The organism is Vibrio fluvialis (genome assembly GCF_900460245.1).
GTDB classification, from domain to species: Bacteria; Pseudomonadota; Gammaproteobacteria; order Enterobacterales; family Vibrionaceae; genus Vibrio; species Vibrio fluvialis.
Window position 1 is genome coordinate 290379 of record NZ_UHIP01000002.1, and the last position, 23106, is coordinate 313484.

The window sequence follows — 23106 nt, forward strand, 5'->3', positions numbered from 1 at the left end:
TTAAAGTTAAAGTGTGAGCCGTTTTCATGGCACTGAAACCAACCATTTATAAGTTCCGCATCGCACTGACGGACATGAACCGCGATCATTACGATACGCTCAACCTTACCGTGGCACTCCACCCTTCAGAAACCGAAGAGCGTATGATGGCACGTGTACTGGCTTACTGTCTTAATGCCCACCCTCAACTACAGTTTACCAAAGGCATTTCGACCACCAGCGAGCCGGACATCTGGCAACAAGACTTAGCCGGGCACAACGAACTCTGGATCGAATTAGGTGAGCCAGAGGTCGAACGGGTGAAAAAGGCGACCCGCCTGGCCGATGTAGTAAAAGTCTACACCTATCAAACCAAGTCAGATATCTGGTGGCAACAGAACAAAGGTAAACTAGGCTACCACAGCGCTGAAATTGTGCGCTTTGACCCTGAAGCAATTACTGCCTTAGCTGCGAATCCCAAACGCACGGTTGACCTCTCGGTAATGATTACGGGTCATACCGTATTCGTTGAAGGTGACCTCAACAGCCACGAGATCAACTTCGATCTGCTGCAAGCGTTACCAGACTAATTGCACACATTTCAATAGACATCAAACTTTTGGAATCGCCGGAACAATCATAACTAGAGAAACTTGTGATTTTCCGGCAACATAGGGCGCAAAAATTCAGTCTTAAAAAATGGACACTTCAGCAAATTGTTACATCTTTGTTGAGAAAAGGACGTCAGGCTACCGGCTACTGGACTATAAATGATTGCACGGCTTATCAACCACCACCTTCGTCTGACTAACGATGACGAGCAGTACCGGCGTATATATCTCAATTGCGCATCGGCGATGTTGCTCGCTGCAAACAACGTCTTTTTCCTGTTCTACAATACGGTTCTCGATTTCTATCCTCCTTTGGTATACGCGCATCTGACAACACTGGCGATTGTCTGCTATACCCAATACCTTCTGTTTGTTAGGAAAAAGGCCTGCATGTCAGCAGTACTACTCACCTGCGTGATTTTCCTGTTGACCCATTTTTATATGTTTGATGAAGGGAACCGCGAATACGCTTTAATTTTTGGGTTGATCACGCCAGTCGTCGCAATTGCATTACTTCCCAGAAAAATTTCACTTCCCGCGATTGCCATCCAGTTTGCCGTCTTTAACTACTTCATGCTGTCGCACATGGATGTTTGGCAACCCGCAGAAGATAACTTTGCCAGCTACATCAATTTGGTGGTCGTTTGGATCACATTAGCCATCATCATTTGGTATTTCGACGCTAGTCGCTTGCATGCATACCGGAAAATGAACGAGGCCAACCTCAAGCTGGAAAAACTGGCGATGACCGATTCTCTTACGGGTGTGTTCAACCGCCACTATATTGAGCGCCGCATTGCCAACAGCACTCGTCCTTTCCATGTGGCCATGATTGACGTTGATAACTTTAAGATGGTCAACGATCAATTCGGACACGTGGCCGGAGATAACGTCCTGAAAGGAATTGCCGATGTGCTCACCCAGTCGTTTGCCAGTGTGGGGATTGTTGGACGCTGGGGTGGCGAAGAGTTCATAGTACTGCTTACTGAAGGTGACAGTGAGGATATCTACCATTTGACTGAACAGGCACGAGCGAAAGTCGCGACCACTAATTTTGAGATCAAAGCACCAGTATCCATCAGTATTGGGCTGGCTCAGCATGATCTCGGTGACTATGAAGCGACGCTGCGTAAAGTCGACAAAGCGCTTTACAGCGCGAAGTCGGAAGGCAAAAACCGTATCGTCTCGACATTCCGTTACTAGTATCCTTCCATGAAAAAAGGCCCCGCAGGGCCTTTTGGTGTTCTTGATGATGTCTCAGTAATCAGGCATTGAGCGTAGCGTGCGGACCAAATACTTCGTAGTGAATACGCTCACCACTCACACCCAGAGCCATTAGCTGTTTGACGATGCTTTCCATGAAGGCCAGTGGGCCACACAAATAGAAGTCGCCATCTGTCAGTGGCAGAGCAACCAGACTGAGATCCATCGCTCCAGAGCGCGAAGCGCCGCGTTGACCATTTAGATACCAAATATGTTGCTGCCAGCCTTTTGCCGCTATCAGGGTTGCAGTTTCGTCAACAAAAGAGTGCTGCAAAGGCGAGTTACACGCGTGCAGATAAGTCACCTGCTGTTTCTCACCCTGAGCCAGAGTTTGCAGCATGGCCTGAACGGGTGTCGCGCCCACACCAGCAGAAATCAGGACCACCGGGCGATCACGCTCAACATAGAAGAAATCACCAGCTGGAGCGTATAGCGAGACACTATCCCCCTCTTCAACATGGTCATGCAGGTGATTTGACACCAAACCTTCAAACTCGCTGCCAACACCTTCACGCTTAACTGAAATGCGGTAGTTCACACCATTTGGTGCTTGTGATAGTGAGTACTGACGGATCTCTTTGTACTGACCACCCTTTGGCGTTACTTCAATCCCAATATACTGACCTGGCTGATAATCCAAGACAGACCCGCCATCTTTTGGTGCCAGAATGAAACTGGTCACCAGCTCCGATTCCACTCGTTTTTCTGCAACGACAAATTCGCGCGCATTCGCCCAACCACCGACGGCTTGTTTGCGCTGCAAATACAGTTCGCCTTCCCGGTCAATAAACACTTTGGCCAGGAACAGATAGGCTGCCGTCCACGCTTCTTCCACTTCTTGTGTGAATGCGTCAGGCGCCAGTTCACGCAGGGTTTCAATCAGATGATGACCCACGATTTGGTAGTGTTCTGGCTGAATGTTGAAGCTGGTATGTTTATGCGCAATACGTTCAACTGCTGCCGTCAGCGCGGCAAGGTTTTCGATGTTCTTGGCGTACGCCGCAATGGCTTCAAACAGCGCAACACTCTGACGACCCGTTTTTTGGTGTGTCATGTTGAAGATGTCTTTCAGTTCCGGGTTGTGGCTGAACATGCGCTGATAAAAATGTTGAGTCAGCGCAGGACCTGCGGACTCAAGCAAAGGAATGGTGCTTTTGATGATGGCAATATTATGATTGTTGAGCATAGATCCAATTCTCCTCAAAGGTGGATACAAATTGTAAGGTGGCTAAAGACCACTCTGTCTGGTTTAAAGCATGACTTTCTGAATCTGATATTGCACTATCCGTACCAATTCATATCTTATTGATTTTTAATAATTTGATTTAATTTCAATCACAAGCAATGAGTCAAATTAACTCTTTTCAATCAGGTCACTTTGACACTAAACTATCCAAAACGAACATTTGGACTCTAGAATGCAGGATTTTTCTATTTCGACGCTGGTCGATATGACCATCGGCCTGGCGAGCGGGCTCAATGATGAAGACCGTTTCAACCGATTGTTGGATGCGGTGCGAAAGACGATTCAATGCGACTGCGTGGCGTTGATGTCGCTACAGGGCGACACGCTGGTGCCACTGGCGATGCAGGGCCTGACCCGCGATACCCTCGGACGTCGTTTTCTCATTCATGAACACCCGCGTCTGAATCAAATTTGCGCCTCAACGACTCCGGTACGCTTTGACGCCGACAGTACACTGCCCGACCCGTTTGACGGCCTGCTGATGGATCACGATGATGACCTGCCAATGCACTCCTGCATGGGGTTGCCGCTGATTTTCGGAGACAAACTGCTCGGCGTACTGACGCTCGACAGCCTGACGACCAACGCGTTTGAACATATTCCGCTGCGCAGCCTGGAAGTGTTATCCGCCATCGCCGCTTCGACCCTAAAAATGGCGCTGACCTTTTCTCAGCTCGAAGCGCAGGCAAAGCAGACCCAGCAGCGTCTGGAAGAGCTCAATGAAGAAGCGTGGGAACGTGATGGTGGCGAAATTATTGGGTCCAGTGACGCCATGCAAGTAATGAAAGCCGATTTGGAAGTCGTCGCGCCGTCCAACTTTAATATTCTGATTCACGGTGAAACTGGCGTGGGTAAAGAGCTGGTGGCGCGCACCATCCATCATCTGTCACCGCGTAAACGCCAACCGTTGATTTACGTTAACTGCGCCGCCATTCCGGAAAATTTGGTTGAAAGCGAATTGTTTGGTCACGTCAAAGGCGCTTTTACCGGCGCCGATCGCCATCGTCTCGGGAAGTTTGCGTTGGCAGACGGCGGCACCCTGTTTCTGGATGAGATCGGCGAACTGCCACTGGCGGCACAAAGTAAAATCTTGCGTGCGCTGCAGAACAACGAGATTCAGCCAGTGGGTCAAGATCAGGTGCAGACCATCAACGTGCGTATTCTTGCCGCGACCAACCGCGACTTAAAACAGGAAGTCGAAGCGGGCCGCTTCCGCGCGGACCTCTACCATCGCCTGAGTGTGTATCCTATTCACGTTCCGGCACTGCGCGAACGTAATGGCGATGTCACATTGCTGGCTGGTTATTTCCTCGAAGTGGCACGGCGTAAACTCGGCATCGTGCAGCTCAAAATTCATCAGGAAGCGCTCAGCCAACTGATCTACTACTCTTGGCCTGGCAACGTGCGCGAACTGGAGCACGTCATCAACCGCGCAGCATTAAAAGCGCGTGCCAAACATCCGATGCAGACGCTGATCACCGTCAGCGCCGAAGATATCGGTGTACTGGAAGGCGAAGCTCATACCCCAGCGAAAAAGGTGGTGAAAGCGGCAGCCGAGCCGGCGGTTGATCTGTCGAAGGGATTGCGTGATGCCACCGATGATTTTCAGCGTCGCTTAGTCAGTGAAGCGCTAACTCAAGCCGATTTTAACTGGGCGAAAGCGGGTCGTCTGCTCCAAATTGACCGGGCAAACCTCACTCGCCTTGCCAAACGCCTTGGGCTAAATGTAACGAAAACACACAAGATTGAGCAGAATTAGCCTCACACAATGCGCACAAAAAAGGGATAACATCGGTTATCCCTTTTGTTTTTATCGCCAATCAAATCAGGCCGCAGCTGAAGGCTCTGCGAGAGTCGGCTGGCGTGGAAACGCTCGCTCGTACTCTTCCATAAAATCACGGCGAATCAACTGCTCAAGATGCGTAGCCCGCTCGGTCGGGCAGAAAATCATGAAGTGCACAATCTGCTCTCCTGCCGGCGCACTGGTAATGTCGATGTGTGGCTCGGCATTCGGCAAATCCACGCCAGCGTGCTTTTCAATCATGCTGTTGTAGCGGCGCGCGACATCAATAAAGTGCGAGAAGTGCTCTTCAATCCGTTCATGCATGACAGGCACTAACGGATAAAGATTCACAAATTCCGGCACCACCACCGTGAAGTTATGAAATACGTAGCGTTTCATAAAATTGAGGTTTTTGACCGGAAAGGTAAAAAACATGCTGTTCGGCAAAGTCGCCGTCTTGCCGGTGTAATGATACTGGCCATGTTGCAGGTCGATTTCCTGAATCACCGTCGCCATCATGTTGTGCTCAATCACTTCGCCGCTCAGTTTGCCGACTTCAATCCAGTCGCCAATGCGGAATGAGCGCGAGCTGGCGCGCTGAATCGAACCGGTAAAACAGAGGATGATCTCTTTGGACGCAACCACAATAGCCACGGCTATCGCGGTAACAGACAACGCAAACTGGCTGATCTCCGGTTGCCACAAGACAAACAGCACAAACAAGGTGGCGGCAAAGGTACCGTTTTTGGTACTCGACATCCATTTCCGTTGATGTTCGGTTAAAAATGCCGCATCGCCACGGATCTGCGACAGCGCAACCCGGCGCATGAACACCGCGAACAGTAAAATGATGAGTGTAAATATAAGTTTGTGTGTCAGCAGATAATCGATAACCGCGTTGAGCTTCTCCACTACCTTCTCCTACTTTCTGTGCACAGCGACTGCCATTCATCTCTGCGGATGATTAAACTCTGTGATTAATTCAAATTTGGGGCATTGTAACCAAGTAACGCGGGAGTGTCGGCACAGGCTGCTCGTTCTATGCGCCCTGTCAAAGGTTTATCCCTATCCCGCTTAACTAGTGCGCAGGCAGTTGAATAAACGTGGGCGTCAAGAGATTCCGCCACAAAACAAAGCGCCGCTTTACAGAGGCAAAGCGGCGCCGGAATATAAGAAGATGAGGACAATTAGCGATAATGATGCGCGGTATTTTCCGCCAGTTTCACAATCACTCGAACTGCCTGTTCCATGCCTTCAATGGTAATGAATTCATGAATACCGTGGAAGTTGTAGCCACCAGTAAAAATGTTCGGACATGGCAACCCCATGAATGACAAACGTGCGCCATCAGTCCCGCCACGAATCGGTTTGATCAGCGGCTGTACATCGCACGCTTCCATCGCTGTTTTCGCTAACTCAATGATGTGCGGATGCGGTTCAATCATCTCTTTCATGTTGGCATAGCAGTCGTTGACCACTAACTCCACATGGCCTTTCTTGAGTTGACGGTTTAACTCGTCCACCGTTTGCTGCAAAAACGCTTTGCGAGCTTGTAAGCCCTCACGTTCAAAATCGCGGATCAAGTAATCCAGTTGCGTTTTCGCCACGCCCATTTTGGCAGACTTAAGATGATAGAAACCCTGATAGCCTTCGGTGCACTCCGGTGTTTCCTGCTCTGGCATCATCAGGATAAAGCGCGCTGCGATGTGCATCGCATTCACCATCTTGCCTTTGGCAGTCCCCGGGTGCACGTTCACGCCGTGACAAATCACTTCCGCGCTCGCGGCGTGGAAATTTTCATATTCCAACTCGCCCACAGGTCCACCATCAACGGTATATGCCCACTGCGCGCCAAACTTCTTCACGTCAAAATGATTCGCGCCGCGGCCAATCTCTTCATCCGGGGTGAAAGCAATGCAAATATCCCCGTGGGGAATCGAAGGATCCGCCATCAGCATTTCGACTGCGGTTATGATTTCCGCGATACCCGCCTTGTTGTCGGCTCCGAGCAGAGTGTTGCCATCAGTGGTGATGATGTTGTAACCATGCAGATGATGCAGATCCGGGTATTGAATCGGTGACAGTACTTCGTCTCCCTTACCCAGCGCGATGTCGCCACCCTGATAGTTTTCTACGATTTGCGGTTTCACATGCTTACCGGGGGCATCGGGTGCGGTGTCCATGTGCGCGATAAAGCCGATCGGCGGCACCGGATAATTCACATTGGACGGCAGCTTAGCCATGACATAACCATGCTCGTCCATACTGACCTCGCTCAGCCCCAGTTCCAGCAGCTCGTCGTGCAGCGCCAGAGCAAACACCTTCTGACCGGTCGAACTCGGGCAGTGGTGGTTTTTCGGTTTCGATTGAGTGTCGTAGGTTACATAGCGTAGAAAACGCCCCACAAGATTATCCATAGCAAGTCTCACTGTCTGTCAAAACGCAGTTGAGCTTCTCCTCAACTGAAAGAAAACGCGCTTACTCCCAGCGATGCAACATTCGGTGCTGAGATACGCAGCCAATTGCAATCCATAGTACGGATTCTTCAGGAGGATGATTTGCTATAAATCAGTTTTTGGTGGATTAGAACAGAAACGCCCGCCTCAGGAAGAGACGGGCGTGAAAAGCATTACAGCGAGATAAAGATGCCGGCTAAACAGGCACTCATCAGGTTAGCCAACGTACCAGCCAGTACCGCTTTGATGCCGAGGTTTGCCACTTCAGAGCGGCGCTCTGGCGCGATTACCCCAATCGAACCCAACTGAATCGCAATAGAACCAATATTGGCAAAGCCACACAGTGCAAAAGTCACAATCACTTGCGAGTGCTCACTCAGCAGTGCACGGTGGTCAACAAAGTCGATGAAGGCAACGAACTCGTTCATCACGATTTTCTGACCAATGTAAGAACCCGCCATCAGCACATCACTGCTTGGCACGCCAATCACCCATGCCAGTGGCGAGAACAGGTAGCCAAACAGCGCTTGCAGAGTGACGCCGCTAAAGCCCAGCACTTCACCCAAGCTTTCCAGACCCGTGTTGACCATGGCGATCACGCTGACGAACGCGATCAGCATGGTGCCAACCGCCACCGCGACTTTCATACCGTTCATCGCGCCGCTCGCCAGAGCATCAATCACGTTGCTGTCTTTAGCGCTGTCCATTTCAATATCGCTCTGATCCACTGGCGTATCGCGCTCTGGCACAATGATTTTCGCCATCAGCAGGCTGCCAGGAGCCGCCATGAAACTTGCCGCAATCAGGTATTTCAGATCCACACCCAGGCCGGCGTAGCCACCCAGCACGCTGCCCGCAACCGATGCCATACCGCCCGCCATTACCGCAAACAGCTCTGAACGGGTCATGCGTGACAGGAACGGACGCACCAACAGCGGAGATTCACCCTGCGATAAAAAGATGTTGCCCGTTGCCACCAGCGATTCGGCTTTACTGGTGCCGAGGAATTTCTGAATACCACCACCGATGAACTCAATCACCTTTTGCATGATGCCGAGGTAGTAAAGCGCAGAAATCAGCGCGCTGAAGAAAATGATGATGGGCAGGACGCGAATAGCAAAGATAAAACCCGAATTCGCCAGGTCACCAAACAGGAAGTTGATGCCCGCATCGGCAAAGCCCAATAGGCTGGAAACGCCGCCACTCAATGACGCCAGCGCGCTTTGCCCCCAAGGGAAATAAAGTACCAGCGCGGCAAAACCCACTTGCAGTAAAAGCGCGCGGGAGACAGTTTTCCAGTTGATTGATTTGCGGCTTTCCGATAACGCCACCGCGCACAGTACCAGCACCAGAACACCGATGAATCCAAATAAAAGTGTCATTGTTTTACCCAGTTAAAAGTTTGTAATAAAAGGAAAAACCAAAAACTTGGTAAAGGAGGAAGCACGCACCTCATCGGCAATGTCGGCAGACAGCGCACTGTGAAGAGAGAACAAATTGTTCATGAGAGATCACCTTATACAAGCGTTGGATGGATCGCAGCTGGTCCGGTCCGTGGGGTCATTCACAGTTCCATGTGACGGCTTGTATTGGCTGAGCACCGGCTCATAGCCGGGCGGAAAGTATAGCGATAGAAAATAGAACTTCATCACATTTTTTGACGCAAACGTTCAAGCGTTCATCCATTGAACAATTGATCAACACATTGGGTAATAAAGGTGACGAGCTATGCACCCAAGCACATTTCAAATGCTACTTCGCTTCCAGAATAGAATAAAAAAGACGCGATACTCAGCCTGTAATTTGCAGTTTGAGCTATCGCGTCTACGTTTAACTAAGTCTCTCTAAAATCCCTTTAGATACTAAAATCACTAACAACGTCATTGCCTCTTGTGATCTGTCTTCGGATCCTTGAGGCGCTTTTATTTGTGCGTTCAGCGATTAAAGCACAGGGGTAAAGTTCACTGTACTCGTTGTTCCCACAGTCAGCGTCACTTCAGCCACTTGGCCATCCGGGTTTGGAATGGTCAGGCCGTCGTACTGAATCGAGCTGTCGTCATCACCGTCACAATTAAACGCAACGGTATAATCCCCTTCCGGAAGATAACCAAAGGCATAGCTGCCATCATCAGCCACTTCCGTAGAGCTGTATGGAGAGACCACGCCATCTGGCACCACGGTGTTAAATTCAGAATCGCTTTCGTCCACCAGGTCGCCCAGCGTCGATGCCGCTACGCTGCCCTGATAGAGGTACACATATTTGCCAGTACTCAGCGAACAGGTGCCTTCATCAAAGAGGGTTGGGTCGACGGTGCCAGACAAATTGGTGGCTTCATCGTTGCTCACAATAGACACACCATGAGGTTTCAAAATGTAACCATTGGTGCTGCCACTGCTGCCACGCATCACCAGTGAGTATCGCAGATCAAATTCAATTGTGAACGCTTGTGTGGCTTCATCGCTGACAGTGAAGCTGCCCAGTTGCAGCTTATTACTAGGTTGCTTGAGCGCCTGAGTGCCATCTTCATCCACGACGAAATTCACGTTCGATTCGGTGCTGATGTGCAGGATCAGGTTTTTATAAGTACCCACCGGGATCGACTGGCTGGTGATGATCAACTTCGAGTCGGTACCTTGATAATCCATCAAGTCAATCTGTTCATAATCCATACTGGGATCCGAAGGATTGACGTCCAGATAGATCGACGACCCGTCTGCTTGAACCAGCTCTACCTGAGTAAAACCGATGGTAACGGAGCTTGCGCTGTCGACTGGTGCATCTGAAACCGAAAAGGAAACTTTAGACGTTTGTACAGATGAATCATCGCCGCCACCGCAGCCCGCAAGTAAAAGAGCAGCACTGCTGAGTGCCATCCAAGGTAAGATTTTCATGTTCACACCACTTATTGATACACTCATCAATTATAGTGCGAAAAAATCGTTCCTCGACAACGTAGTGAGCATTCTGGCAGTAACCTGACAAATTGACGCAATTTTACAGAACGCTGTCATTTTAAGTGTAAAAAAGTCTTTTAAATCAAATACAATCGAAGACCTATCCACGTTGTTAAGTTTATAAACTCCTGTCTTTTCAATGTATTAGCCGCAGTGGCCGCTGCGGCTATTTTTTTATCTATTTTTCGCTCCCCCACAACATCCTGCTACCCATCGAGGCCGTCTCTATCATCACTTGCGTGCCATCAGACGCAAACGTCTCGCCACTCAGTACATCCGTCAGTGACTGCGGCCAGTTGAGTTCCACCGTCTGACTGCGGGATGACTTGTTGATGATCACCACGCCTTTTTCACCACGGCTGAACACCAGCAGATCATCATTGGCTTCAATGTTCACCATCGGCAAACCGTGCATGCGGTTGTGAAATGCGATTCTGGCGACCATCTGCGTATCGCGCCAGCTGTCCCGCCAGCGCGGCTTCCCTGCTCCATCACGAATACCACTCGGATCCAGATCGGTGTAGATCAATGGCACGCCACCGTCACGTCCCAATACATAGCTGTATGCCAGCGCTTCACATTGTGGCGTCATCACCAGATTGGCGAATACATCGTTGTTGGGAATGTCATGGGTGATGGCAAACGTAATCGCCCGCTCTTTGGAGAGCGCTTCACCAAAACAATAGGGATCAATCAACCCTTTCAGGCTGCCACCCGGTTGCAGTGCATTAAACAGCGTCTGGAACAGCGGAAAGTCGTAGGCCCCAAGTCGGGTCTCTTCCAGATACGGCTGCAAAAACAGCTGATACTCTTCCTTGGTTGCACCACCATCGGTGATAATTTCACCAAAGATGTGCACATCGCGGGTAATCTCTTCCGTCCAGACTTTTTTCAGATGCTCAATCGTCATGTGCTTAGCGGCATCAATTCGAAAGCCTTTTACACCGAGATTTTTCAGCGCCAACAGGTAGTGTTGCTGCTGTGTCACTACATGGTCGTTGTCTCGCAGTGTCGGCAAACCTTGGTCATGCGGGCCGCCGGTAATGCGCCCGTTCTGCACCTGCCATTTGTCTTTCCAATCTTTAATTCCGAAGGCTTCGACGAAATCATCTTCGTTGAACAACGGCTGAGACAAATCGCCGAACAGACACTGTTTCTGGTAGTAGCCTGAACGCTTGCGATAGGCCTTCATATCCGCCTCACTCGGATATTGCAGATCAAGCCGCTGTTTGGATTCATTGGCCATGTGGTTAAACACCACATCAGCATATACGCGAAGATCCAGCGCCTTTAACGCGTTGATCATGTTAATAAAGTCTTCGGTGTTGCCAAGTTGGTTGTCGATAACCCGATAGTCCTGCGGCTGATAACGCTGCCACCAGGGAGTACCGGATGGGTGTTGATAAGATTTCATCGGTGGCGAAACCAGCACCGCTTTGTAGCCAGCCTGCTCAATAACGCCAGCTCGCTCAGTAATCAAAGAATATGGCCAGTCGAACGCATGCAAAATGACATCCGTCGGATGAGAACTGATCATGATTTATGCTCCTTCTGCGTTAGCAAGCGAAGAAAACGAAGAAAGTGAATGCAGCTTGCTAATCTTGACGCTGATTATAAATCGACCAATCATGTCGCAATCCCCCTTTGGAGAATAATTTATGGTTGAGAGTCAGGGCGTAGATCGTCGATCTTGCACCGATTTGGTTAAACTTTGACTCACTCCCAAGTAACCGATCATGCAAAAGCTATACTTAGTTGCAGGGTCTACCCCCATCTGAGCGTGGCCACTGGCCACAATCCAGCAAACTCAAACTGTTACAAACACACCCATTAAACGACGGAGATTGAAATGCGCACACTTCGAATTGACATCGTCTCCGATGTTGTCTGCCCTTGGTGCATCATCGGTTACAAAAGGCTGCAAGCCGCACTCAGCATCCTGTCAAACGAAGTCCGGGCGGAGATCCACTGGCACCCGTTTGAACTTAACCCCACCATGGCTCCGGGCGGCGAAAATCTGCGTGAACATCTGGCCCGCAAATACGGCACGACACCACAAGCCAGTCAGCAAGCACGGGATACGCTCATCCGCTTTGGCCAGGAAGTCGGCTTTTCATTTCAATTTTTTGATGACATGCGTATCTACAACACACGTAAAGCCCATCAACTGCTGATGTGGGCGAATCAACACCACAAGCAGGGCGAACTGGAAATGCTGATGTTCGATGCATACTTCTGTCATGGCCAAGTGATGGACGATGATGAAGTGCTGCTCGGCCTCACAGAGCAGGTCGGCCTCAACCGGGCCGAATGCCAGCAGGTTCTGGCGGACGAATCCTGGGCGAAAGCGGTAGCCAATACCGAGCAGCAATGGTTGCAGGCGGGCATTCACGCCGTGCCGGCGATCATCATCGAGCAGCGCCATCTGATATCCGGGGCGCAAACCACCGAGAACCTCTTGCAGATGCTGCGTGAGATTGTCAGCAAATCACCAACGCACTAACGTTCCGTTGATGCAGAAAAAGAAAAAGGCACCGAGAGGTGCCTTTTGGATTCGATTGAACGCAGCTTAGTGAACGGGCGTGTCAGATTCTGCGAAGAACTTACCGAAGTACTGTTCCATCACTTCCGGCGTCAGTTTGCCTTCCGCTTCAAGCTTTTTCAGCTCAGCAGCAATCGCTTTCTGCTCTTCCAGGCTTGGCAGCGCCACCTCTGGCTCGCTACCCATTTCCTGTGACATCTGCTCCAGTTCTTTCTCAAAATCGCTCATCTTACTTACCTAATTGTTCATAAATCACTGAGGGGGAGTTTACCCAACTACCCCGCCTGATTCTAGAGCTTAAAGCTGCCTACCATCTTATCCAGACGTGCCGACAGGTCGCGCAGCTCCTGACTCGCTTCCGCCAGCTCTTCTGCGGTGCTGGTGGTCACTTCGTTGATGGCGTTGATCTCTTCGATGTTCTGGTTAATGGTGTGCACCACGGTTGACTGCTCTTCGGTCGCGGTTGCCACTTGCGTGTTGCGATCCGAGATGTCGTGAATGCGATCCGAAATACTCACCAACACCTGCACCGCTTCATCCGACGAAGAAACCCCTTCTGATGTCACAGCAATACCCGCCGACATGGCCGTTACAGCGTCTTTGGCATCGCTTTGCAGCTGATTGATCATCTTCTGAATCTCTTCGGTCGACGATGCAGTGCGGCTGGCCAGATTACGCACTTCATCGGCCACCACGGCAAAGCCACGGCCCTGTTCGCCCGCACGCGCCGCTTCAATTGCCGCGTTCAGTGCCAACAGGTTGGTTTGATCCGAAATATCGCGAATCACATCAAGGATTGAACCGATGTCTTGTGTCGTGGCTGCCAGTTGCTGTACGACCTGACCCGTACTTTCGATGTCGGCCGCCAGTCGGCTGATCGCATCTTTAGCTTTGTTCACTACGACACGGCCTTCGTCAGTGCTGCCTGAAGCCTGATTCGCCGTTTCTGCTGCGGTTGCCGCGTTTGACGCAATTTCCGAGATGGTCGCGCCCATCTGGTTAATGGCAGTCACCACCTGAATAGTCTGGTCACGCTGCTGCTGGCTGTTGTCGTGAGTGGTGTTGGCTTTGTGCGAAACGGTTTCCGCCGCCATTTGTAGCGAATTGCTGGTAGAAGCCACTTCCTTCATCGACTGATGAATCTTTTCGATAAAACCGTTGAAACCTGAAGAGAGCTGAGCAATTTCATCTTTGCCCGCGATCTCAATACGCTGTGACAGGTCACCGTCACCTTTACCCAGATCAGTAAAGCGCTGCGCGATTTGACGAATCGGATTGGCAATGCTGTTCGCCAGCACAATACCCATCACGATGAAAATCGCCGCCACCACAATCGTGATGATCAACATACGCTGCGCCATTTGGTCGAGATCGGCGAACACTTCATTAACCGGCACCGTACCAATCACGAACCAGTCCATCGATTTAATGTACAAACTCGCGACAAACACTTGTTCGCCGTTGTACTGAGTGTTAATCAGGTTAAAACCCGACTTGTTCAGCAACTGATTTGAGTCCGCGCCATACAGGCTGTTGAGCGACGCTTTGGCCTGATTCTTCTGACGATGAATCTGCACGTTCCCTTTCGCATCGGTCAGGAACACAAAACCGGTATCTTCAATTTTGAAACCGTTCAGCAGTTTCACCATGTCGTCCATCGACTTGGACAGACCGGACATACTGTCACCGTTCAGCTGCTGATAGTTGGCAAACATTTTCACTTCGCCCGTTGCTTCCTGGAACATACTCACCATGGTTTGGTTACCCGATGAGGTGAAACCGAAGAACCAGCCATCCTGCTGCTGATTAAGCTGGCGCAGGAAGCCATTCTGGTTCCAGTAATAAGCCGTTTTGCGGTTGGCCACCGAGGCGTCGTTCAGTTTGTACTGATTGCGCACGTTGTTCAGCTGTTTAACCAGCACTGCCTCTGCCGCAGGATCGATATCCTTGTTGGCAATGGCTTGCTTAATGAATTCGTTATTGGCGATCTGTTCCGCGGCCTGAAGAAGCGTACTCACTTCGCGGTCGATCTGAGCGCTGATCTGTTCCAGCATGGATGGCAGCTCAATGTCTACCAAACGATGCTCGAGCACATCACGTGCCTGACGTTGAGCCATCACACCCAGAATGATGGTCGAGGCGAGCACGGCCAGAGTAATTCCGAGCACCACCTTTTGTTTAATTGTCATATTATTGAATTTGAACATCTTCTCCGCCTTTTACACTTGGCTGCTGCCAATACCAGTCACGTTGTCGGCCACTCAGTGGCTTTCTTGAGAGTTATCTCTGATTTTTATGTAATAAATGTCTTAGGTTTCACAAGTTTGGCCACAATCCGTTCAATAAGCGGCCAGTCATCCAGAGCTAAGCATGGTCGAGAATGTCCAGAAATGACCAACTTTTCGCCAAACAAACTCTCTGTCGAAGTTTTGCGGAACTTTTCTTACAAACGACTCACTAAATGCCCAGAGTAAGAAGGGTATACAAACGCCAAGGAGAGTTGGGTTTCATGCAGTCACAGACTTTTCAAACACTACAGACCTATCTGAATCAACAAGTCATCGGCCAGGAATCGCTGGTTGAGCAGCTACTCGTCGCGCTGCTCGCCGATGGCCATATTCTGGTGGAAGGCCCTCCCGGGCTGGCCAAAACCCGCGCCGTCAAATCTCTTGCCGATTGTATCGAAGGCGATTTTCACCGCATTCAGTTTACGCCCGATTTATTACCCGCCGATTTAACCGGTACCGATATCTACCGCCCGGAAACCGGTGAATTCACTTTTCAGGCCGGACCGATTTTTAATTCTCTGATCCTGGCCGATGAGATCAACCGCGCGCCCGCGAAAGTGCAGGCGGCGATGCTCGAAGCGATGGCCGAGAAGCAAATTACCGCCGGTCGTCAGACTTACCGTCTGCCCAAGCTGTTTCTGGTCATGGCAACTCAGAACCCGATTGAACAGGAAGGCACCTATCCGTTACCGGAAGCGCAATTGGACCGCTTCCTGCTTCATCTGGATGTGGATTACCCAAGTGCCGAACACGAGTTGGCGATTCTGCGCCTCAATCGTGGCGAGGCTCAGGGCACAGCGACCGCGACGCCACCGCTGGTTACTCAGGCACAAATTTTCGCAGCGCGCCAAGAGGTGCTCGCTATCCATATGGCGGAGTCGATTGAGCAGTATCTGGTTCGTTTGGTGATGGCAACCCGCCACCCTGCGCAGTACGACACCAAACTGGCGGAATGGATTGAAATGGGCGTCAGCCCGCGTGCGACGATTGCGCTGGATCGCTGCGCCCGCGCGCGCGCATGGCTGAACGGACGTGATTTTGTGAGCCCGGATGATGTGCAGGCGATGGTTTTTCCGGTGCTGCGTCACCGCTTGCTGCTGACTTATCAGGCGCAGGCGGAAGGCGTGCATCCGAATCAGGTGATTGCACACTTATTGTCTCTGGTCGGCAGCGCATAAGGTTGAACCATGGCAACGACACCGCTTCATCATTTGCCACCCCATGCTAATGGCGTAACGCTGAGCCTCGAAGAGCTGCTGCCGTATCAGCAGCAGAGCGTACGCTGGCTTCCGCCGGCGCGCAGCTTATGGACGCAAATGTCCGGTCAGCATCAGAGCCGCAGCCTGGGCCGCGGAATGGATTTTGCCGAGGTGCGCCAATATCAACCCGGCGACGATATTCGTGCCATTGACTGGCGGGTCACGGCGCGCACGGGCAAACCGCACACCAAGCTGTTTACCGAAGAACGGGAAAAGCCAGTGGTGCTGTACATCGATTTAAGTGCGTCGATGCAGTTTGGCTCGCAGCTGATGCTGAAATCCGTGCAAGCTGCGCACGTCGCCAGCCTGATCAGCTGGCTCTCCGTGGCACAAAAAGATCGCGTTGGTGCGGTGATAGACTTGGGCAACAAGCAGATTGAACTCAAACCCACCAGCCGCCGCAAAGGGCCATTGCAGTTAATGGCGCAGTTAGTCAGTGCGCAGCAAGAAGCGCTCAGTAGTCTCTCGCCTGAACAAGCGCCGTTGCACAACGCACTGCAAGTGCTTAACCGCATGTGCCCCAAAGGCAGCGAGGTCATTTTGATCAGCGACTTCGTGCGGTACGACGATTCACTTAAGCCATTATTCAACCAGCTGCGCAAGCATAACCGCGTTCGTCTGGTGCATATTTATGATCCGCTCGAGCAAGGGAACACCGCTTTTCGGGGTGTGGAACGGGTAAGAGATAACCAACAAACGCGCTGGCTCAACTTTTCGATAAATAGTACGCGCACAGGTATCAAAAAAGCCTTTGAATCTCAAAAAGAAAAACTAAAATCATTGAGCCAATCTATGGAGATGGATTACCGCTCACTGACATGTGAGATCCCTTTGCTGCAACAACTGTCCGGATAATAAAAATATGAAGGAAACATCGTCGACATCCCTTGATCTTAATGCTTTGCATCTGCCTGCTGCACCGTCCTGGTGGCCTTTGGCCTGGGGTTGGTGGGCAACAGCGGCAGGCATTATTGCGGTTGTCGTAATTATCATGTTGATGATTCGCTGGAAACGTAAACGCATGGCGCCGAAAAAAACGGCTCTGCGTCTGCTCAATCCGCATCTGAAGCAGACGCCTTCTTCGGCGATCGAACTGCTCAGACAAGCGGCGCTTTGTTATTTTCCTCGCGAAGAAATCGCCCATCTGACGGGCAAAGAGTGGTACAACTTCCTGGATACTCAGGTCGGCCGTCCACTGTTTGTTCCGAACGAGAATGTGTGGCAGCAAGCCTTGTATCAAAAGCAGAAAGTCGAACACGCCGATGCGCTGGTCGCTGACTGCTACCAATGGGTTAATGATGCTTTGCCGCCCAAGAAAAGGAGACCTGTGAGCATTGGCAAACATTGAATTCGTATGGTGGTGGCTGTTTGTTCTGGTGCCACTGCCGCTGATTATTTATTGTTTTTTACCTCCGGTAAAAGAAAGGGCAGCGATTCAACTGCCCTACCTTCCTCAACAAAATCAGGCAATTGCTCCGCGCCAATGGCTTGCGAAAACTCTGGTCATTGCGCTCTGGCTCTGTTTAGTGACCGCCGCAGCGAGGCCAGTCTGGTACGGCGAACCCGTCACCACATCGCCCAAACACCGCGACATGATGCTGGTGGTCGATTTGTCTTATTCCATGAGCCAGCAGGACATGAAATCCGGTGATCAGTTCATCGACCGTCTCAGCGCTGTCAAACAGGTGCTGTCTGATTTTATTGCCAAACGTCAGGGCGACCGCTTGGGTCTGATCTTTTTTGCTGACCACGCTTATCTGCAAACGCCGCTGACACTGGATCGTCAAACGATCGCCCAACAGCTCAACCAAGCCGTACTGCGCCTGATCGGCACTAAAACCGCGATCGGTGAAGGAATCGGTTTAGCCACCAAAACGTTTATCGACAGCGACGCACCGCAGCGCGTGATGATTCTGCTCAGCGACGGCAGCAACACCTCGGGTGTGCTCGATCCAATGGAAGCGGCCAAAATCGCGAAGAAATACCACACCACCATTTATACCGTCGGCGTCGGTGCCGGGGAGATGATGGTCAAAGAATTCTTCATGACCCGTAAAGTCAACACGGCTGAAGATTTGGATGAGAAAACCCTGCAGGCGATCGCCAATGAGACTGGCGGTCAGTACTTCCGCGCGCGCAATCAGCAGGATTTACAACACATTTACGACACCATTAACCAGCTTGAACCGATCAGCAAAGCCAGCCAGACCTGGCGCCCTCAAAGCGAATGGTCCGGTTATCCGCTGGCTCTGGCCCTGTTGTTGTCCGTTATTCTGATGATCATGAGGAGAAACCATGTCTGATTTTGTTTTCCTCTCCCCGTTATGGCTCTTAGCGCTGATCCCATTGGGCGGATTGGTTTTGTGGCTGAGCCGCCGCGCGAAAAACCAAACGCTGATTGCGCCGCACCTTGCCTCCGCTCTCGGTCTTGCCAGCCCGAAAAGCCAACGCGGTGCGCTGCATCTGCTCGGACTCAGTTGGCTGATTGCCGTCACGGCATTGGCGGGCCCGAGTTTTGAGAAACAGCCGCGCCCAAGCTACAGCAACAGCAGCGCCCGAGTCGTGGTGATGGATATGTCGCTGTCGCTGCACGCCGCCGACATCAAACCCAACCGACTGGCGCAGGCGCGCTACAAGGTGTTGGATTTATTGAAAGGCTGGCAGGAAGGCAGTACGGCTCTGGTCGCCTACGCAGGTGATGCTTACACCGTCAGCCCGCTGACCAGCGACAGCGCGACGATTGCCAACCTGGTGCCCAACCTGTCGCCGGAGATCATGCCATTTCCCGGCGCCAATGCCGCCAGCGGTGTCAAACTGGCGATTGAAATGCTGAAAAACGCCGGGCTCAATCGCGGTGATATCATTTTGCTGGCTGACGATCTCGACTCGAGTGAAAGCAAAGCAATTCGCGCGCTGCTCGACGGCACAAACTGGACACTGATGATTGTCGGTATCGGTACACAAGCGGGTGCCCCTATTCCGCTGGATGACGGGTCGCTGCTCAAAACCGATGCGGGCCAGACGGTGGTGGCCAAAACGGACTTTGCTGCCATGCAGTCACTGGCTTCAGCGGTGAATGGGGTGTTTACCCCCTATCGTGCAGACGGTTCGGATGTCGAGCGCATTCTGGCGCAAACACGCAGTGAAAAACCGGTAACGGGTAGTAAAAATGCACAAACTATCAGCGATCAGGTCAATAACGGCTACTGGTTGGTCGTTCTGCTGCTTGCTCCCGTCCTACTGCTGTTTAGACGCGGTTTTGTTTTTGTCGCCCTGCTGGGCTTGACCTTAGGTTTGCACACGCCGACGGCTGAAGCTTCTCCATGGTTAAACCGCGACCAACAAGCCATGCAGGCCTTTGAGCAGAAAGATTATCAGCATGCCGCCGAGCAATTTTCTGACCCACAGTGGCAAGGCATCGCCCGTTATGAAGCAAAAGATTATCAAGGCGCGATTGACGTGCTTTCTCAGGTCGAGAAGCCAGACAGCCGCACCCAATACAATCTGGCCAATGCCTACGCCCAAGCTGGTCAACTGGAAAAGGCGCGCGATCTCTACCAACAGTTACTCCAAACCGAGCCTGACAACGTGGATGCCAAACACAACCTGCAAGTGGTTGAGCAGGCGCTGAAACAGCAACAGCAACAGCAACAGCAACAGCAACAGCAACAGCAACAGCAACAGCAACAGCAACAGCAACAGCAACAGCAACAGCAACAGCAACAGCAACAGCAACAGCAACAAAAATCGTCGCAGGGTTCTGAGCAAAAGCCAAATCCATCGTCTTCAAACGGCGATCAAAGCAAGGATTCGCAAAACTCGTCGTCACAAACAGCCAAAGACGAGCAAAATCCGTCTCAATCGTCGAATCACTCGGCGCAAAATTCAGGTTCCGCCAGCCAGTCTGAGGCTCAGGCCAATTCGAAGCAAAACCCGCAGAGCGAACCGCCACGTTCCCAAGGACAGAGTTCAAAGCCACAAGAGGCTGAGCAAAATACGCCTGAAGGATCGCAAGCGAAATCTGATCGTGAGCAGCAGGCCCAAGCGAGCCAAGCACAATCGCCAAAACCGTCCGAGGCGCATTCTCAGTCTCAAGCGGACGTGGCCGCTCAGGCACAGCCGACGACTCAGAGCGTCGATCCGCAGCTAAGAAAACTCGAACAGGTTGAGAGTGCTCGCGACCCCAGCCAGCTACTGCGCGCGCAGCTTTATTTGCAGGCGCAAGACAGAGAGCCTCCACAAACGCAAGGTAAGAAGTGGTGATCATGAAATTGTTACAACCTCGTCTCTCAACGCTCAATCGTCTTGTAATCGGATTGAGCACGCTGCTGATGTGTATCGTCAGCTTATCAGCCCAAGCCGCTAACTTTTATGCCAGTGTCAGCAAAAACAAAGTGGCCAAAAACGAAGTGTTTCAACTGACCGTCGTCAGCGATCAGAAGGCGTCGGGTGACGACATCGACTTCAGCGTTCTGGACAAAGACTTCTTCATGAGTCGTCCGAGTTTCAGCTCATCAGTCAATATCATTAACGGCAGCCGCAGTAACCGCAGCGAATGGACCGTGTCGCTGGCCGCGAACCGCCTCGGCGTGGTGACCATTCCGAGTTTTGAACTCAATGGGGCCAGAACGCAGCCGATCGCCCTGCAAGTCACGCAGGATGAACAAGCCCCCAACAGCGATGATCTGGTCGAAGTACGCAGCCAACTGTCACGTTCAACACTCTATCCGAGCGAAAGTGCGCTGTTTAAAGCCAGATTGATCATCAAGGCCGATCCGCGCCGTTTGCAGGATCCGAAAATCGCGCCACCTTCTGTCGACGGAATGGAGCTGAAAGCGGCCAGTGAGCCGAATCAGTACCAAACGGTGATGGACGGAATTCAGGTCACGGTTGTCGATCAGGATTTTCGTATCACCGCCAGTGAGGCGGGTGATTTCACGCTGACTGAACCGAGCTTCAAAGGTGCGCTGATATACGGCAGCAGTTACAGCGGCAGCACGCGTATTGTGCCGCTGCAAACCACGCCGAAAACCTACACCCTGCACGTCGATCCCAAACCAGCCGACTATCAGGGAGCTTGGCTCCCCACCAGCAAACTCACCCTTAGCGAGCAATGGCTCGACAGCCAAGGGAAAGCCATTAGCGGCCGTCATTTCGCCACCAAAGTGGGCGATTCGATTACCCGAGAGGTAACGGTTCAGGTCACGGGTCTGACTCAGGAACAGTTGCCCAACATCAGCCTCAGCTACCCGGATTCTGTGCGGGTGTATGATGAAAAGCCGCAGTTCGCCACACTAGATAACGGCGACGTCGCCATGACGCTGAAACAGGTACTGATCCCGCGTCAGAGCGGTGACATTGCGCTGCCCAAAGTAACGATGCAGTGGTGGGATACCGTCACCAAAGCGCAGAAAAATACCACGGCAGATGGCCTGACTTTAAGCGTCGCCGCGGGCGATCCCGGCACCGTGACCGCTTCAACACCACTTCCTGCGACGCCTGCGCAAGTGCAGACGACCACGGTTAACGATGCTGGATTCTGGCCCTATCTGACGGCGCTGTTTGCGCTGTTGTGGCTCGCCACACTGGGGCTGGCCTGGCGCTGGAAGTCCTCGCCAGGCAAAGCAGCACCACAAAGCTCAGCTCAGCCTGTCGCCGATACGCCTTATGAACAGCTGCAACAGGCTTTGAATCGTGATGATGGCATCGCCATTTCGCGGGCCTTGAACGTTTGGATGCAACACGTGACGTTAACGGATGCAGAAACCGCGCAGCTGACGCTTGCGCTGCACGAACTCAATCAGTCGCTCTATGGGGCGCTGCCGGGCAACTACAACAGCAACGATCTCAAACGGTTAACCAAAGCCATTCACAAGCAGCAACCGAAACGTAAAAAGCAGGTCAAATCGCCGTTAGCAAGCCTATGAACGTGATCTGCCGCCTAACTCCACTCCGACAGTTTGGTCTACGCTGTCGGAGTTGGGTTGACAGGAGAAGACCATGACACAATGGAATACCAAATCGGCGCTGACCATGGGGATCAGCATTCTGCTCGGACTGGGGCTGCTGGGCTACTTTGTCGAACAAGCCGCAGTGAAGTTCAAAGAGTACGACCGCATCGTCACGGTAAAAGGCCTCTCGGAACGTGAAGTGCCGGCCGACACCGTGATTTGGCCCATCCAGTTCACGCTCGCCGATAACGAACTGCCGACCTTGTTCACCACTCTAGATGCACAAACTCAGCAAGTGATGCAGTTTCTGGCGCAGCAAGGTATCGACACCCAATCGATTTCTATCTCTGCCCCTGCAGTGATTGATAAAAAAGCCCAGCAATACGGTGGCGAAGCGCGGATTGAATACCGCTATCTCGCGACGCAAACCTTAACCGTCTACAGCACGCATGTGGATTTGGTCCGTCAGGCGATAAGCCAGATAGGTCAGCTGGGTAAACAGGGCATCGTGTTTAATCAGGACAATTACAACAATCGGGTGGAATATCTGTTTTCTGGCTTGAATGACATCAAACCAGCCATGATTGAAGAAGCGACCAAACAGGCGCGAGAAGTGGCCGAGAAATTCGCCAAAGATTCGCAAAGCAGTCTGGGCAAAATTAAACGCGCGACACAAGGCCAGTTCTCGATTGTCGATCGCGACAACAACACGCCATATGTGAAAAAAGTGCGCGTCGTCTCGACCGTGGAATATTTCCTTTCTGACTGATACC

The 23106-nt window shown here is 51.7% G+C and carries 19 protein-coding genes; 11 read left to right on the plus strand and 8 right to left on the minus strand.

All coding sequences use genetic code 11. The annotated features are described in order from the left end of the window. Window positions 1-26 precede the first annotated feature (26 nt). Window positions 27-569: a YaeQ family protein gene (locus DYA43_RS16405; RefSeq protein ID WP_020329820.1), complete on the plus strand. Its 543-nt coding sequence runs from the start codon at window positions 27-29 to the stop codon at window positions 567-569. Window positions 570-749: 180 nt separating this feature from the next. Next, on the plus strand, window positions 750-1793 hold the full coding sequence (locus tag DYA43_RS16410) for a GGDEF domain-containing protein (protein ID WP_038128064.1): 1044 nt from the start codon (window positions 750-752) through the stop codon (window positions 1791-1793). Window positions 1794-1854: 61 nt separating this feature from the next. Here DYA43_RS16410 and hmpA read toward each other — a convergent pair whose 3' ends face one another. After that, window positions 1855-3039, minus strand: coding sequence for an NO-inducible flavohemoprotein (hmpA, locus tag DYA43_RS16415; protein WP_061055925.1), 1185 nt, complete (start codon window positions 3037-3039; stop codon window positions 1855-1857). A gap of 232 nt (window positions 3040-3271) precedes the next feature. On the opposite strand from hmpA, the gene norR reads away from it, so the two are divergent. Then, the gene (gene norR / locus DYA43_RS16420; protein ID WP_024375588.1) at window positions 3272-4858 is read left to right on the plus strand and encodes a nitric oxide reductase transcriptional regulator NorR; all 1587 of its coding nucleotides are present in this window, start codon (window positions 3272-3274) and stop codon (window positions 4856-4858) included. Between the two features lie 66 nt (window positions 4859-4924). Here the strand turns inward: norR and DYA43_RS16425 are convergent, their stop codons facing one another. From DYA43_RS16425 to DYA43_RS16445, 5 genes are all read right to left on the minus strand, one after another. Further along, window positions 4925-5794 (minus strand): mechanosensitive ion channel family protein, encoded by an 870-nt coding sequence (locus tag DYA43_RS16425; RefSeq protein ID WP_020329814.1) that lies wholly within the window; start codon window positions 5792-5794, stop codon window positions 4925-4927. Between the two features lie 275 nt (window positions 5795-6069). Continuing rightward, window positions 6070-7299: a peptidase T gene (pepT, locus tag DYA43_RS16430; RefSeq protein ID WP_061055926.1), complete on the minus strand. Its 1230-nt coding sequence runs from the start codon at window positions 7297-7299 to the stop codon at window positions 6070-6072. A gap of 212 nt (window positions 7300-7511) precedes the next feature. Next, entirely contained in the window at window positions 7512-8720 is a 1209-nt protein-coding gene (locus DYA43_RS16435; protein WP_020329812.1) for a NupC/NupG family nucleoside CNT transporter, read from the minus strand. 559 nt (window positions 8721-9279) lie between these two features. Next, window positions 9280-10230 carry a DUF4382 domain-containing protein gene (locus DYA43_RS16440; RefSeq protein ID WP_061055927.1) on the minus strand — a complete coding sequence of 317 codons (951 nt, stop codon included), beginning with the start codon at window positions 10228-10230 and terminating at the stop codon, window positions 9280-9282. Between the two features lie 241 nt (window positions 10231-10471). Then, window positions 10472-11830 carry an alpha-amylase family glycosyl hydrolase gene (locus DYA43_RS16445; RefSeq protein WP_061055928.1) on the minus strand — a complete coding sequence of 453 codons (1359 nt, stop codon included), beginning with the start codon at window positions 11828-11830 and terminating at the stop codon, window positions 10472-10474. A 312-nt stretch (window positions 11831-12142) separates the two neighbouring features. Between DYA43_RS16445 and DYA43_RS16450 the strand changes: the two genes are divergently transcribed. After that, a complete protein-coding gene (locus DYA43_RS16450) occupies window positions 12143-12796 on the plus strand; it encodes a DsbA family oxidoreductase (protein ID WP_020329809.1) in 654 nt (217 codons plus the stop codon). A gap of 66 nt (window positions 12797-12862) precedes the next feature. Here DYA43_RS16450 and DYA43_RS16455 read toward each other — a convergent pair whose 3' ends face one another. After that, window positions 12863-13063, minus strand: a complete 201-nt coding sequence (locus DYA43_RS16455) for a restriction endonuclease subunit S domain-containing protein (protein ID WP_020329808.1) — start codon at window positions 13061-13063, stop codon at window positions 12863-12865. Window positions 13064-13125: 62 nt separating this feature from the next. Next, entirely contained in the window at window positions 13126-15042 is a 1917-nt protein-coding gene (locus tag DYA43_RS16460) for a methyl-accepting chemotaxis protein (RefSeq protein ID WP_061055929.1), read from the minus strand. A 302-nt stretch (window positions 15043-15344) separates the two neighbouring features. On the opposite strand from DYA43_RS16460, the gene DYA43_RS16465 reads away from it, so the two are divergent. The 7 genes from DYA43_RS16465 (at window position 15345) to DYA43_RS16495 (ending at window position 23102) form a co-directional block, all read left to right on the plus strand. Further along, window positions 15345-16301 carry an AAA family ATPase gene (locus DYA43_RS16465; protein WP_061055930.1) on the plus strand — a complete coding sequence of 319 codons (957 nt, stop codon included), beginning with the start codon at window positions 15345-15347 and terminating at the stop codon, window positions 16299-16301. 9 nt (window positions 16302-16310) lie between these two features. After that, on the plus strand, window positions 16311-17237 hold the full coding sequence (locus tag DYA43_RS16470; RefSeq protein WP_020329805.1) for a DUF58 domain-containing protein: 927 nt from the start codon (window positions 16311-16313) through the stop codon (window positions 17235-17237). Between the two features lie 7 nt (window positions 17238-17244). Beyond that, window positions 17245-17730, plus strand: coding sequence for a DUF4381 domain-containing protein (locus DYA43_RS16475; RefSeq protein WP_038128037.1), 486 nt, complete (start codon window positions 17245-17247; stop codon window positions 17728-17730). Further along, on the plus strand, window positions 17717-18685 hold the full coding sequence (locus tag DYA43_RS16480) for a vWA domain-containing protein (RefSeq protein ID WP_061055931.1): 969 nt from the start codon (window positions 17717-17719) through the stop codon (window positions 18683-18685). The genes DYA43_RS16475 and DYA43_RS16480 overlap by 14 nt, the downstream gene beginning before the upstream one ends. Further along, window positions 18678-20645, plus strand: coding sequence for a VWA domain-containing protein (locus tag DYA43_RS16485; RefSeq protein ID WP_062789275.1), 1968 nt, complete (start codon window positions 18678-18680; stop codon window positions 20643-20645). The genes DYA43_RS16480 and DYA43_RS16485 overlap by 8 nt, the downstream gene beginning before the upstream one ends. Window positions 20646-20647: 2 nt before the next feature. Next, the gene (locus DYA43_RS16490) at window positions 20648-22309 is read left to right on the plus strand and encodes a BatD family protein (RefSeq protein WP_061055933.1); all 1662 of its coding nucleotides are present in this window, start codon (window positions 20648-20650) and stop codon (window positions 22307-22309) included. Between the two features lie 73 nt (window positions 22310-22382). Continuing rightward, the gene (locus DYA43_RS16495) at window positions 22383-23102 is read left to right on the plus strand and encodes an SIMPL domain-containing protein (protein WP_024375602.1); all 720 of its coding nucleotides are present in this window, start codon (window positions 22383-22385) and stop codon (window positions 23100-23102) included. Window positions 23103-23106 lie beyond the last annotated feature (4 nt).

What these genes read in the sequence shown, in the direction of transcription:
- DYA43_RS16460 (WP_061055929.1), bottom strand. Translation starts at nt 15,042, where the DNA reads ATGTTCAAATTCAATAATATGACAATTAAACAAAAGGTGGTGCTCGGA.
- pepT (WP_061055926.1), bottom strand. Translation starts at nt 7,299, where the DNA reads ATGGATAATCTTGTGGGGCGTTTTCTACGCTATGTAACCTACGACACT.
- DYA43_RS16495 (WP_024375602.1), top strand. Translation starts at nt 22,383, where the DNA reads ATGACACAATGGAATACCAAATCGGCGCTGACCATGGGGATCAGCATT.
- norR (WP_024375588.1), top strand. Translation starts at nt 3,272, where the DNA reads ATGCAGGATTTTTCTATTTCGACGCTGGTCGATATGACCATCGGCCTG.
- hmpA (WP_061055925.1), bottom strand. Translation starts at nt 3,039, where the DNA reads ATGCTCAACAATCATAATATTGCCATCATCAAAAGCACCATTCCTTTG.
- DYA43_RS16405 (WP_020329820.1), top strand. Translation starts at nt 27, where the DNA reads ATGGCACTGAAACCAACCATTTATAAGTTCCGCATCGCACTGACGGAC.
- DYA43_RS16435 (WP_020329812.1), bottom strand. Translation starts at nt 8,720, where the DNA reads ATGACACTTTTATTTGGATTCATCGGTGTTCTGGTGCTGGTACTGTGC.
- DYA43_RS16445 (WP_061055928.1), bottom strand. Translation starts at nt 11,830, where the DNA reads ATGATCAGTTCTCATCCGACGGATGTCATTTTGCATGCGTTCGACTGG.
- DYA43_RS16440 (WP_061055927.1), bottom strand. Translation starts at nt 10,230, where the DNA reads ATGAAAATCTTACCTTGGATGGCACTCAGCAGTGCTGCTCTTTTACTT.
- DYA43_RS16455 (WP_020329808.1), bottom strand. Translation starts at nt 13,063, where the DNA reads ATGAGCGATTTTGAGAAAGAACTGGAGCAGATGTCACAGGAAATGGGT.
- DYA43_RS16490 (WP_061055933.1), top strand. Translation starts at nt 20,648, where the DNA reads ATGAAATTGTTACAACCTCGTCTCTCAACGCTCAATCGTCTTGTAATC.
- DYA43_RS16465 (WP_061055930.1), top strand. Translation starts at nt 15,345, where the DNA reads ATGCAGTCACAGACTTTTCAAACACTACAGACCTATCTGAATCAACAA.
- DYA43_RS16485 (WP_062789275.1), top strand. Translation starts at nt 18,678, where the DNA reads ATGTCTGATTTTGTTTTCCTCTCCCCGTTATGGCTCTTAGCGCTGATC.
- DYA43_RS16475 (WP_038128037.1), top strand. Translation starts at nt 17,245, where the DNA reads ATGAAGGAAACATCGTCGACATCCCTTGATCTTAATGCTTTGCATCTG.
- DYA43_RS16450 (WP_020329809.1), top strand. Translation starts at nt 12,143, where the DNA reads ATGCGCACACTTCGAATTGACATCGTCTCCGATGTTGTCTGCCCTTGG.
- DYA43_RS16410 (WP_038128064.1), top strand. Translation starts at nt 750, where the DNA reads ATGATTGCACGGCTTATCAACCACCACCTTCGTCTGACTAACGATGAC.
- DYA43_RS16470 (WP_020329805.1), top strand. Translation starts at nt 16,311, where the DNA reads ATGGCAACGACACCGCTTCATCATTTGCCACCCCATGCTAATGGCGTA.